Source organism: Collimonas fungivorans Ter331 (assembly GCF_000221045.1).
GTDB lineage: Bacteria > Pseudomonadota > Gammaproteobacteria > Burkholderiales > Burkholderiaceae_D > Collimonas > Collimonas fungivorans_A.
In genome coordinates this window covers 2,719,471-2,732,033 of the sequence record NC_015856.1, presented here as the reverse complement: position 1 = coordinate 2,732,033, position 12,563 = coordinate 2,719,471, and the positions used below count along the sequence as shown (strand labels likewise).

Below are 12,563 nucleotides of genomic sequence, written 5' to 3'. Positions count from 1 at the left end.
GGACCAACTGATGACAACTGCAAAACCAGACCTGCTTTCTCTTGCTGCCCGTTTTGCGCAATTGCCGGAAGCACAGCGTAAGCTGTTTCTTCAAAAGCTGGCGGCTGCGGACATCGATTTCCGCCTGCTGCCGATTCCGCCGCGCGCCGAACGCACGGCAAGCGTGCCGGCTTCGTTTGCGCAGACGCGTCTGTGGCTGCACACACGGATGATCGACGAACCGGCGGCCTATCACATCACCGAGCGGCTGCAGCTCAACGGCGCGCTAGACGCCCATGCATTGCGCCTGTCATGCGACGCATTGATCGCGCGCCATGAAGCCTTGCGCACCACCTTCACGGAAAGTGCGGACGGTGTGCTGCAGACAGTGCATGCGCCGGCGCGCTGTCCATGGCACAGCATTGACTTGAGCGATGTTCCCGTTTCAGAGCGCACTGCGCGTGCGGAGGAAATCGCGCACAAGGATGAAGCGCAGCCGTTCGACTTGACTCATGGGCCGCTGCTGCGGGCCTGTCTGATACGGCTGGATGCAAATACGCACTGGCTGGCGATCACACTGCATCACATCGTGGCGGACGGCTGGTCGGTCGACGTCATGCTGGCCGAACTGGGATCGTTTTACCGCTCATATGCAATGAAAGAGACGATCTCGCTGGCGCCGTTGCCGGTCCAGTATGCCGACTATGCGTTGTGGCAGCGCCGCTGGCTGGATGCCGGCGAACGCGAATCGCAGCTTGCATTCTGGCGTGGACAGCTGGCCGACAGCGTGCTGGTGCTGCCAGGCGCCGCGCCGCGTCCGGCGCAACGCAGCGCACGCGGTGCGCGCCATCTGTTCAGGATCGATGCGCCACTGGCGCAGCGCGTGCGGACCCTGGCCAATGCACAGCGGGCGACACCGTTCGCCGTGCTGCTGGCGGCGCTCAATGCGCTGCTGGCGCGCGCCTCCGGCGAGTCGCAGATCCAGGTTGGGGTGCCGTCGGCAAACCGCGAACGCGGCGAAACGGCGGGATTGATTGGTTTTTTTGTCAACACATTGACGCTTGCCACGCGCATTGGCCGCACGCAATCGTTCGCGACGCTGGTGGAGCTGGTCCAGCGCAACCTGATTGACGCCCAGTCGCACCAGGACGTGCCGTTCGAGCAGGTGGTCGAAGCGCTTGGCGTAGTGCGCAGCGCGAGCCATAACCCATTGTTTCAGGTGATGGCCGCCTACGGTGCGCGCCGGCATTTGCCATCGCTTGCCGATGTATCCATCACCATGCTGCCGTCGGGCGCACCGTTCGCAAAATTCGACCTGACATTGGCTTTCGAGGAAAGCGAAGACGGCGGAATCGACGCCGGCCTCACCTATGCCTTTGACCTGTTTGACGCCGATGCCGTGGAGCGGCTTGCGCAACGTTTTGTCACATTGCTGTCAAGCGCAACAGCAATGCCTGAAACGGCGGTCTGCGATTTGCAGTGGCTGCCGCAGGCCGAACGGGCGCAGCTCGAGGCCTGGAATAACCAGCAGCCATATCAGCCGACGGCATTCAAGGCAGTGCATGAATATATCGCCGAACATGCCCGGGCCCGGCCTGATGCGCGCGGCGTCGCCGATGTCGAGCGTTCGCTCACGCGCGGCGAAGTCGATGCGCGTGCGGCACGGCTGGCGCGGCGCTTGGTTGCAGACGGTGTCAGCGCCGAGATGCGGGTGGGGGTCGCGCTCAGCCGCTCGGTCGACCTGCTGGTTGGCCTGATCGCGGTGCTGAAGTCGGGCGGGGCCTTTGTGCCGCTTGATCCGGCCCATCCCCGGGAGCGCCTGGCGCAGATCATCGGCGATGCACAGATCACGCATGTGATTAGCGAGGATCAAAGCCTGTCGGCGCTGCCGGTATCGGATTCTCTGCGGATCTGGCTGATAAGTGAGCAGACGAACGACGCCGATGACACCGAAGTTGCATCGGTAGCGCTGCCAGCCGTTGCGCCGACCCAAGCTGCCTACGTGATCTATACCTCCGGCTCGACCGGAAAGCCGAAGGGCGTGGTGGTCGACCATGGCTCTTTCAGCCGCCATTGCGCGGCCATTGCCGAACGCTACGGCGCTGGCGAAGACGATGTGTTCCTGCTGTTCCAGTCGGTCAATTTCGACGGTGCGCACGAGGGATGGTTTTCCCAGTACATGTCGGGCGCCGCGGTGGCGGTGACCGCCGACACGCTCTGGCCGCCGGCGCTGACCTGCAAGATGATGGTGCGCGAAGGCGTCACCATGACCTACGTGCCGCCCGGCTGCGCCGCGCAGCTGGCAGAATGGGCGCTGGCGCACGGTGCGCCGCCTGCCTTGCGTTCGCTGACTGTAGGCGGCGAAGCGACCTCGCGCGAGGCGTTCGCACTGATGCGCCGAGCTTTCCCGAAAGTGCGCATCGTTAATGGTTATGGTCCTACCGAAACCGTCATCACGCCGATGCTGTGGATGTTCTATCCGCATGACGATATCGGCGGGCTGGCGGACAGCGCCTACCTGCCGATCGGCACCCTGGTCGGCGCGCGCACCGCGCATGTGCTGGATGCGCGACTTAATCCCTTGCCGGTTGGCGTGATCGGCGAGTTGTTCCTGGGCGGGGAAGGGGTGGGAGTGGCGCGCGGGTATCTCGACCGGCCAGCACTTACCGCCGAACGTTTTGTGCCGGATCCGTTCGGAGCCCCTGGTGCGCGGCTCTACAGCACGGGCGACCTGGTCAAAAGGCGCGCCGACGGCGTATTCGATTTTATCGGGCGGGTTGACCACCAGGTGAAGCTGCGCGGCCTGCGTATCGAGCTGGGCGAGATCGAGGCCCAACTGGCTGCGCATGAGGATGTGCGCGAAGCCGTGGCCATCGTGCACGGCAAGGCTGCACAGGCTGCGCTGGTGGCTTATGTCGAGCTGAGCGCCGAGGCGCGCCTGCGCCGGATGCCGGCGGACGCGGCTGAGCTGGATGCCCATCTGCGTCATACGCTGCCTGACTACATGGTGCCGGCGCACATTATTGTGCTCGACGCCTTGCCGCGCAATACCAACAGCAAGGTCGACCGCGGTGCATTGCCAGAGCCAAAACGGGTAGAGCGCCTGTACGAGTCGCCCACCGCTGGCGTAGAGACTGCGGTGGCGCAAATATGGCGCGAGATACTGGGTGTCGAACGGGTCGGCCGCGCCGATCATTTCTTCGAGATGGGCGGCCATTCGCTGGCTGCGGTGCGGGTGGCGACGCGGGTGGCTGAGCGGCTCGGCCACGATGTGCCGGTGCGTGCGCTGTTTGAAGCGCCGACCTTGGCGCAATATGCGCAGCGCGTGCTGGCCTCGGTCCGCACGGAACCGATGCCTGAAGACGATTCCCATGCTGCGGCTGTCGTTGCCGACGCGGATGCCGACGGCTTGCTGCCGCTGTCGGCTGCGCAACTCGGCCTGTGGTTCTTGTGGCGGACGCAACCCGACAACGCTGCGTACAACATCCCGATTGCAATGCGCCTGAACGGCCCGCTCGATGCCGAAGCTTTGCGTCAGGCATTTTCTCTGGCCGCGGCACGTCACCCGGCGCTGCGTACCAGGCTGGTTGGGCGGAACGGCGGCTTGCCGGGCCAGCGTATCGATCCGCATTGGCAAGTTGTGTTGCCGACGGTCGACCTGGCTGGCGACGCCTCGATGGCCGCAAGCCGTGCGGTCGCCTTGACTGACGAAGATGCGCTGACGCCATTCAATCTGCTTGGCGAAGGACCGCTGTGGCGTGTACGGCTGCTGCGCCTGGCGCATGACGACCATGTGCTGTCGCTGGTAGTCCATCACATCGTGTCAGACGGACAGTCGATTGAACTGTGGTTCGACGATGTCCGCACGACATACGTAGCGCTGGTTTCCGGTTCCGCGCCCGCGCGAGTGATGCCTGCACCGTTGCCGGCGCTGCCGCTATTGCCGATCGCGGCGCCGCGAGCACGTTTGGCGTTTTGGCGCGATGTCCTCGGCGATGCGCCAGCCACCATCATGCCGCCGCCGGCAGTGGGACGCGTCGCCGCGCCGCGCTGGTCAGCGAGCCGGATTACCTTCGAGCTGGACGCAGGTCTGGTCCAGGGCGCGCGTGCAATGGCGCTTGAGAACCATGCGACGCTGCCCATGCTGCTGCATGCGGCGCTGAACATTGCGTTTTATCGTGCGACCGGCGCGGCCGACCAGCCGGTCGGGGTGCTGGCATCGACGCGCGAATTGACGGGCGACGCCGCTCGCCTGGCGCTGGGATTGTTCATCAACGCAGTGGTGGTGCGTACCCGGCTTGCCGGCGCGGATTCTCCCGCCACGGTTCTGGCTACGGTGCGTGACGCCGCGCTGGCTGCCTATGCCCACGCGGACACGCCATTCTCCGATGTGGTTGCCGCGATGCGCACGCCGCGTGCGGCGATCGGCAATCCCTTGTTCCAGGTGATGTTCAACTATATGCGTCCGGTCGATGCTGCCGGACGCGATTGGGCTGGCCTTGCGCTTAGCGAATTCAACGATGTCCGGCATCGCGTGGTGTTCGAGCTGGAACTGGACATTGTCGAGCATGCCGACGGCCGCGTGACCGGAGCCTTCTCGTATGCCAATGAACTGGTCGACGGCGTGTTTGTCGAGTCGCTTGCGGCGGGATACCTGAACGTGTTCCGCCAGTTCGTCGATGCGCCGCATGCAGAACTAGGCACAGTCCAGCCGGGCTTCTCAGATACCCCCCGTCCGGCGCCGGTACAGATGGCAGCGGCAAAGACAGATCAGATCACGGAGCTGCATGCAGAAGCCAGGCAATTCGCCCTGGCGCTGCAAGGCATCTGGAATGACCTGTCCGACGACAACACGCCGCCGCTTGACGTCAATTTGTTCGAAGCTGGCGCCACTTCATTCGATATCGTGCGTTTCGTCGATGCGGCGCAGGCGGCGGGTTACCCACTGACGATCGTCGAGGTATTTGCCATGCCATATTTTTCGGTTCTGGGCGCACGTCTGGCAGCTCAGTCCCCTGTTGCAATGGAACTGCGCGATGCAGGCTGAAACCGGATTTTCCGGATCCGGCGCAGTCGCCCTGGAATTTTTTCAATCGATACGCCTGGCGTGTCGGGTAAAACTGATAAGGAACTTAGACATGCAACGAGATAGTGTTTTTGATCTGATTGGCGTCGGCTTCGGGCCGTCCAATCTTTCGCTTGCCGTCCGCCTTGCCGAAGAGGCCGGCGCATCGCACCTGAACCATTGTTTTGTCGAGCGGCAGCCGGAATTCGGCTGGCACCGCGGCATGCTGCTGGACGATTGCCGGATGCAGATTTCCTTCCTCAAGGATCTGGTCACCTTGCGCGATCCGAAGAGCCGCTTCACGTTCATCAACTATCTGTTCGAACGCGGCCGCCTGCCCGATTTCGTCAACCTGAAAAGCTTCTATCCGACCCGGGTCGAATTCCACGATTACCTGAACTGGGTGGCCCAGGCTTTTGACGAGCGCGTGCATTACGGCGAGACCGTAGTCGGGATTGAACCGGTAGCGGCGACAGACAACAGCGGCCAGGTCAATGCCTTGCGCGTGTTTTCACGCGATGAGGCAGGCCGCGAGTGGCAGCGCGTGACGCATGCGCTGTCGGTCGGCATCGGCGGTTCGGCAAGGATTCCGGAAATGTTTGCCACGCTCGGCCCGTACAATGTGATCCATACCTCGAATTACCTGACTTCCATCGACCGCGTGGTAGGCGCTCCGCAGAACGGTCCACGTAAGCGGATCGCAGTGATCGGGGCGGGGCAGAGCGCTGCCGAAGTGTTCGTCGACCTGACGCGCCGTTATCCAGGCGTCGATGTCAGCATGGTGATACGTTCCAGCGCGCTGAAGCCGGCCGACGACAGCCCGTTTGTCAACGAGATTTTCAGCCCGGCGTACACCGACATTGTCTACGCGCAGGCGAAAGACGTGCGGCGCTCGCTGATCGACCGTTTCCGCGACACCAATTATGCGGTGGTCGACCGTTCGCTGATCGAACAAATCTACGAAATGCTGTACTTGCAGAACGTGGCCGCCGAACCGCGCCATCGCCTGCTGGCGAATACGGCGATCGAAGCCGCCGTACGCAATAGCAACGGCCAGGTCGAGCTGACCTTGCGCGACCGCCTGAGCGGCCACGCCTGCGCCGAACGGTTTGACGCGCTGGTGCTGGCGACCGGCTACGGCCGCGCCAACCATCTTGGACTGCTGGACGGACTGGCGCCATACCTGGGCGATGCGCTGGCCCAGGGCAACGTCGGGCGCGACTACCGGCTCACCACGCCGGCGAACTTCAAGCCGCGCATCTACCTGCAAGGCTGCTGCGAGGACAGCCACGGCTTGTCCGATACGCTGCTGTCGGTGCTGGCGCTGCGCTCGGATGAAATTACTGCCTCGCTGGTGCAGGGGGCAAAGCAGGACCGGGTGTCCGGTCCGATGATCGAGCAACAGAAAAACGGAGTGGACGGCGGCCGAATAGCCTCTGCCCTTTGATAAGGAAAGCGGCGCAGTTTCAAAAAAACAAACCGCATTGCAACTGGGAGTAGTAGAAGATGGAATGGATAACAGGTACGCGTCGGCGTGCAATCGCTGTTGCTGCAAGTATGTTGCTGGAGGCAACGGCAGCTGGTTATGCGCACGCTCAGCAGGCGGCACAGCCGGCAAACGACACGCAGAAAAATAGCAAAGCAGAGAAAAAAACAGAGAGCAAGACGGACAGCACGCTGCCCGTCATCAATGTCAATGCAGGAGCAGACGATGACGGCATCGTCGGCCTGGTGGCGCGGCGCAGCGCGAGCGGCACAAAAACCGATACGCCGCTCAACGAGATCCCGCAGACGATCAACGTCGTCACCGCGGCCCAGATCGAGCAAACCGGCGCGGCCAGCATCAACGATGCGCTGCGCTATATTCCGGGCTTTTCGTCGTACGGGTCGGAAGTGCGGTCCGACTGGTATTCCGTATTGCGCGGTTTTACGCCTAGCGTGTTCGTTAACGGCCTGCAAGTGCCAAGTACCCTGAACCTGGCGAGCTGGCGTGTCGATCCCTACATGATCGACAGCATCAGCGTGCTGCGCGGCCCGACTTCGGTGCTGTACGGCCAGGGCGATCCGGGCGCCATCGTCGATGTCCAGAGCAAGCTGGCGAATGGCGAGCGCATTCGCGAACTGCAGGTGCAGGTCGGCGACTATGCCCGGAAACAGGTAGCAGTCGACATCGGCGACAAGATCGACCAGGACGGTACGCTGTCGTACCGTTTCGTCGGCCTCGGCCGCGACGGCAATTCGCTGACGGGACCGCATGCCGAGCAGCGGGTAGCATTCTCGCCATCGATCCGTTGGCAGCCGGACGCCAGCACTTCGCTCACTGCCGCCGTAACTTACCTGCAGGACTGGGGCGACGCCTCCAACAATTTCCTGCCGGCGCAGGGCACTATCCTGCCCAACCCGAACGGCAAGATTTCCGAGAACCTCTATACCGGCGACCCAACTTTTTCGCACTACCGCAAGAAACAATGGTCGGCCGGTTACCAGTTCGAGCACAAGTTCGATCCGGTCTGGACCTTCCGCCAGAATACCCGCCTGATGCATCTGTCGCTCGACCAGGGCCAGGTATTCGGCGGCGGCCTGGATTCCGCCGACCCGTCGCAGCAGACGCTGTTGCGTTACGCCGGCCTGTACCAGCTCAACTACAGCCGCTTCGACATCGACAACCAGGCGCAAGCCAAGTTCAACAGCGGCCCGTTTGAACATACAGTGCTGGTCGGCGCCGAATACAACCGCCAGAGCACGACCGACAGCGAGTGGATGACGACCGGCACCAGCCTCAACATGTACAACCCGGTATACGTCCCGATCACCAACGACATGCTGACCGGCCCGGATGCTTTCCCGCGCACCTACACCAAGACCACGCTGAACATGTTCGGCCTGTATGCGCAAGACCAGATCAAATGGCGGCGCTGGGCGCTGACCTTCGGCGGCCGCCAGGACTGGAGCAACACCAAGCAGAACGATATCGCCGGCGGCACCCAGTTCCAGCAGGACGACCATGCCTTCTCCGGCCGCGTCGGGCTGGTCTACCTGGGCGATTACGGCTTGTCGCCGTATGTCAGCTACTCGACTTCGTTCAACCCGATCATCGGCGTCAAGTTGGCCAACGGCGGACTGGCTGCGCCAAGTAAGGGACGCCAGATCGAAGCGGGCCTGCGCTGGCAGCCGGCCGGCAAGAACCTGATGCTGAACGGCGCGCTGTACCAGATCTACCAGACCAATGTGCAGACGCCGGATCCGCTCGATCCGACCGGAAGCTTGTCGGTGCAGAGCGGCGAAGTGCGCTCGCGCGGGGTCGAGTTCAGCGCGGTGGGCAATCTCTCGCGTGAATTCTCCATCATTTCCGCCTACGTCTACCAGGATGTGAAGAACACCAAGGCCAATGATGCGTCGCTGGGCAAGTGGCCGGTCGATATTCCGCGGCCGCGCCAGATGGCCTCGCTGTGGGGCGACTGGACCTGGCGCACAGGTGCGCTGGCCGGATTCGGCGCGGGCGCCGGCATCCGTTACCAGAGCGGCGCTGCCGGGGCTTCCGACAATTCACTGTATGTACCGAGCTACACGGTGTTTGACGCCGGCATCCACTATGACTTGCCAAACTGGCGCCTGACGCTGAATGCGACGAACCTGTTCAATCGCACTTACGTCAGCGGCTGCCAGTCGGAGAACACTTGCTTCTACGGTAACCAGCGTACGCTGGTCGCTAGCGCAAAGTACAACTGGTAACAACTGGTAATGACGCGGCCCTGCGCTGATTGGCATCTTTCAGTGCGGGGCCGATGCGGATAATTGATTACTCGAATGGACAGGACATCTATGCCAAAGAAAAAACTCGTTTATATCTGGTCGCTGAGAAATGCGGCGGCCGACAGGGCAGGACAAGAGGTCGCGTACAAGAACGGTGCGCGCTACATGAAATCGGTGCTCGAATACCTGGTTGAAGCACTCAATCAGACCGAGCTGGGAGACATGTATTCTCTGGAAAAAGTCATCTACGACGACGATGCCGATTCGGCTGTCGACCGTGAGAAACTGAGGGACTATGGTTTCTCTTATGAGCCAGGCAAACGCTGGTTCTATCCACCGGAGTTGAGCGTGCAAGGGCAGCCGGTGAATGAGCTGCTGCTGGCGATTCCGTCGGCCTACCGGCAGCTTGGAATGCATGCGCCGGAGCGTGCGGCAGGGAAGAGCGCGTTCGAAAAGAAGCTGCTCGATACCTTGGTCGAACTGGAGGCTGACATCGTCGTGCTGGACGGCTTGCTGATTATCCTGGACGAGCTGGTGCGGCCGGGCAGCCTGTTCGAGCGGAAGATCGTTAATATCCACCCCGGCGTCACGCGTGCGGATTCGCCGTACGAGCGGCGCGGCGCCTATGCGACGCTGGATGCATTGCACGGCGCGCGCGGCAAGAAAGTGGTCAACTGGCAAACCATGGAAATGGTGCCGGTGACGCCGCTCTACATGACCGGCGCTTCCTTCCATTATGTCGACAACGGCATCGATTCCGGCGAAGTGATCCACGACGTCCTGAAAACCGAAATCGACAAGGAAGACACGATCCTGGAACTGCGCTGGAACAATTTCAACCGCAGCCTGTTTCCAGCGCTGCACGAAGGCCTCGTCAAGATCCATCGGTAGCAATAAAAACGGCCATGCACGACAAGTCGCATGGCCGTTCTTTGCAGCTGGTTTTTACAGTCAGCTCTTTTTCGCCTGGTCCCGGATCGGCAGGTTACGGATGCGTTTGCCGGTGGCCGCGAAAATGGCGTTGCACAAGGCCGGAGCGATAGGCGGCGTGCCCGGTTCGCCGACGCCGCCCAGCGGCATGGTGTCGTACATGCTGGACTTGTGCGGCACCATGTGGACCCGCAGGTCGCGCGGGGCGCTGAACGCGCGCAGCACTTCGTACTCGTGGAAGTTGCCTTGTTCCGCGCTGCCGTTCTTGAAGGTGATTTCTCCGGTCAGCGCCAGGCTCAGGCCCATGATGCAGGCGCCTTCGACTTGCGAGCGGATCCGGTCCGGCGTGATCTGCGGGCCGCAATCGATCGCCATGTCGACCCGTGGAATGCTGATCGTGCCGTCATCGGCGACCACCACCTCGATCACCGCTGCCACATAAGACATGAAGCTGTACGCGACGGCCAGGCCGAGGCCATGGCCCTTGAGCAGCTTGCGGCCCCAGCCGGCTTCCTTGGTCGCCAGTTCCACCACGGCGCGCATGCGGCCGGTATCGAGCGGATACAAGACCGGCGATTCACCGTAGTTGGTGGTGTCCGACATTTCTTGCGGATTGATCTGGCGCGCCGGACCTATCAGCTCCAGCAGGAATTCCCGATGGTCGCGCTTGGCCGCGGCCGCCAGTTCCGCCACGAACGACTGCACCGCAAATGCGTGCGGGATGTTGTAGACCGAACGGAACCAGCCGATGCGGGTATGTGCTTCGACTTCGGGCGCCTCGATGCGGATGTTGGGAATCACGAACGGGATGTTGATCGCGCCCATGCCCAGTTCGCCCGGCTGCTCGCCCTTGGCGCCGGCGACGAAAGTCGAGGCGATGGTCGGCGCCGCGGTGCGGTGCAGCCAGGCTTGCGGCTTGCCCTTGGCGTCGAGCGTGCTTTCCAGGTGTTCCAGCGATACGGTATGGAAGTAGTCATGGCGCAAATCGTCTTCGCGCGTCCAGGTCACTTTTACCGGCACGCCGTCCATGGCTTGCGACAGCAGCGCTGCTTCGGCCACGAAGTCAGGCTTGGATTTTCGGCCGAAACCGCCGCCCAGCAGGGTGACGTTGACCTTGACGTCGGCCGTCTTCCAGCCGAGGCGGTCGGCAACGGTGTCGCGCGTAGCTTGCGGGTCCTGCACGCAAGCCCAGACTTCGCATTTGCCGTTGGCGGTGCGCGCGGTAGCGGCCGGCGGTTCCATGGTGGCGTGGGCCAGGTGCGGAATGTAATATTCGGCTTCGATACGCTTGCCGGCTTGTCCCAAAACCGCCATGGTGTCGCCGCTATTGCGCACCACCTTGGCTGGCTTGCGCGCGGCTTCTTGCAAGGTAACCTTGAACGCAGTCGAATCGTAGCCGCCGTGCGGACCGTTGTCCCAGGTGATTTTCAACGCTTCGCGGCCCTTGATGGCAGCCCAGGTATTGCGTGCAATTACGGCAATGCCGCCCAGCGGATTGAATTTCGCCGGCGGCGGGCTGCCCTTGAGCTCGATGACCTTCACCACGCCCGGGATCTTCAGGGCTTCGGCAGGATCGAAGCTGGCCACTTTGCCGCCGTACACCGGCGGCCGTGCGACCACCGCGTACAGCATGCCTTCCAGGCGGGTATCGATGCCGTACTGGGTATTGCCGGTGACGATGTTGCGGAAATCGACGCTGCCGAACGCATCCTTGCCGATGTAGCGGAACTGCGAAGGATCTTTCAGCTGTACTTGCGCCGGCACTTGCAGCTTGGCGGCGTCAACGGCCAGTTCGCCGTAACCCAGCTTGCGGTTGCTCTTGGCGTGCAGCACTTCATGATTCTTGGTGGTGATTTCCGCTGCCGGCACGTTCCATCGCGCGGCCGCGGCGGAGATCAGCATCAGGCGCGCGGTGGCGCCGACCTGGCGCATCGGTGTGAAGAAATGGCGCATGCTGCGCGAGCCGTCGGTATTCTGGTTGCCGTAGCGGCTTTCGTCGGCGTTGGCTTGCACTACGCGCACCCGGCCCCAGTCGGCGTCGAGTTCGTCGGCTACCACCAGCGGCAGGCTGGTGCGGATGCCCTGGCCCATTTCGGAGCGATGGGCAATGATGGTGACGATGCCGTCGGCGCCTATCGAGACAAAAATCAGGGGATCGTTGACAGTGCCGCCAGGCATGCTGGCGCCGCCGTATTTTTTTGCCGGAGCAGCAGCGTTGGCCGCCATCACCAGGCCGTTCACGCCGACTGTCAGCGCCAGTCCAGTAAACGCGCCGACTCCCTTGAGCCAGGTACGGCGGCTCATGGAAGCGACTTCGGTGTTAGCGTTATCTTTTGCGAAATCGAAAGCGGCGCTCATTTTGCCACTCCCTTGTCAGCGACTTGCCTGATCGCCGCGCGGATGCGGGTGTAAGTGCCGCAACGGCAAATATTGCCGCTCATGGCATCGTCGATTTCCTTGTCGGTAGGTTTCGGCGTGGTTTTCAACAGGGCCGTGGCCGACATGATCTGGCCGGCCTGGCAGTAGCCGCATTGCGGCACGCCCAGTGCAATCCATGCTTCTTGCACCGCATGGCCGACCTTGTCGTCGGCGATGGCTTCAATCGTGGTGACTTTCTTGCCGGCGGCGGCGCTGATCGGCGTGATGCAGGAGCGGATCGGCGCGCCGTCCAGGTGCACGGTGCAGGCGCCGCACAGGGCCATGCCGCAGCCGAATTTGGTACCGGTCATGCCGATGTGATCGCGCAGGGTCCACAGCAGGGGGGTGTCTTCAGGTAGGTCGACTTCGTGCTGCTTGCCGTTGATGTTCAGGCTTGTCATGGTGGGTTTTACCTTTC

The 12,563-nt window shown here is 62.5% G+C and carries 6 protein-coding genes; 4 read left to right on the top strand and 2 right to left on the bottom strand.

The genetic code is table 11. The features are described 5' to 3' along the window. Positions 1 to 10: 10 nt before the first annotated feature. From CFU_RS11835 to CFU_RS11820, 4 genes are all read left to right on the top strand, one after another. A complete protein-coding gene (locus CFU_RS11835) occupies positions 11 to 5,026 on the top strand; it encodes a non-ribosomal peptide synthetase (protein WP_041743382.1) in 5,016 nt (1,671 codons plus the stop codon). Between the two features lie 91 nt (positions 5,027 to 5,117). Further along, positions 5,118 to 6,491: a lysine N(6)-hydroxylase/L-ornithine N(5)-oxygenase family protein gene (locus CFU_RS11830; protein WP_014006274.1), complete on the top strand. Its 1,374-nt coding sequence runs from the start codon at positions 5,118 to 5,120 to the stop codon at positions 6,489 to 6,491. Positions 6,492 to 6,550: 59 nt separating this feature from the next. Next, positions 6,551 to 8,776 (top strand): TonB-dependent siderophore receptor, encoded by a 2,226-nt coding sequence (locus CFU_RS11825; protein WP_014006273.1) that lies wholly within the window; start codon positions 6,551 to 6,553, stop codon positions 8,774 to 8,776. 90 nt (positions 8,777 to 8,866) lie between these two features. Continuing rightward, on the top strand, positions 8,867 to 9,688 hold the full coding sequence (locus CFU_RS11820; protein WP_014006272.1) for a formyltransferase family protein: 822 nt from the start codon (positions 8,867 to 8,869) through the stop codon (positions 9,686 to 9,688). Between the two features lie 60 nt (positions 9,689 to 9,748). Here the strand turns inward: CFU_RS11820 and CFU_RS11815 are convergent, their stop codons facing one another. Both CFU_RS11815 and CFU_RS11810 read right to left on the bottom strand, forming a co-directional pair. Beyond that, complete coding sequence (locus CFU_RS11815) at positions 9,749 to 12,085, bottom strand: xanthine dehydrogenase family protein molybdopterin-binding subunit (RefSeq protein ID WP_014006271.1); 2,337 nt, start codon at positions 12,083 to 12,085, stop codon at positions 9,749 to 9,751. Beyond that, entirely contained in the window at positions 12,082 to 12,546 is a 465-nt protein-coding gene (locus CFU_RS11810) for a (2Fe-2S)-binding protein (RefSeq protein ID WP_014006270.1), read from the bottom strand. Before CFU_RS11810 ends, CFU_RS11815 begins: the two co-directional genes overlap by 4 nt. Between the last annotated feature and the right edge of the window lie 17 nt (positions 12,547 to 12,563).

Bases quoted from the DNA above. Each gene is read 5' to 3' on its own strand.
- CFU_RS11835 (WP_041743382.1), top strand. From the start codon at position 11: ATGACAACTGCAAAACCAGACCTGCTTTCTCTTGCTGCCCGTTTTGCG.
- CFU_RS11830 (WP_014006274.1), top strand. From the start codon at position 5,118: ATGCAACGAGATAGTGTTTTTGATCTGATTGGCGTCGGCTTCGGGCCG.
- CFU_RS11825 (WP_014006273.1), top strand. From the start codon at position 6,551: ATGGAATGGATAACAGGTACGCGTCGGCGTGCAATCGCTGTTGCTGCA.
- CFU_RS11820 (WP_014006272.1), top strand. From the start codon at position 8,867: ATGCCAAAGAAAAAACTCGTTTATATCTGGTCGCTGAGAAATGCGGCG.
- CFU_RS11815 (WP_014006271.1), bottom strand. From the start codon at position 12,085: ATGAGCGCCGCTTTCGATTTCGCAAAAGATAACGCTAACACCGAAGTC.
- CFU_RS11810 (WP_014006270.1), bottom strand. From the start codon at position 12,546: ATGACAAGCCTGAACATCAACGGCAAGCAGCACGAAGTCGACCTACCT.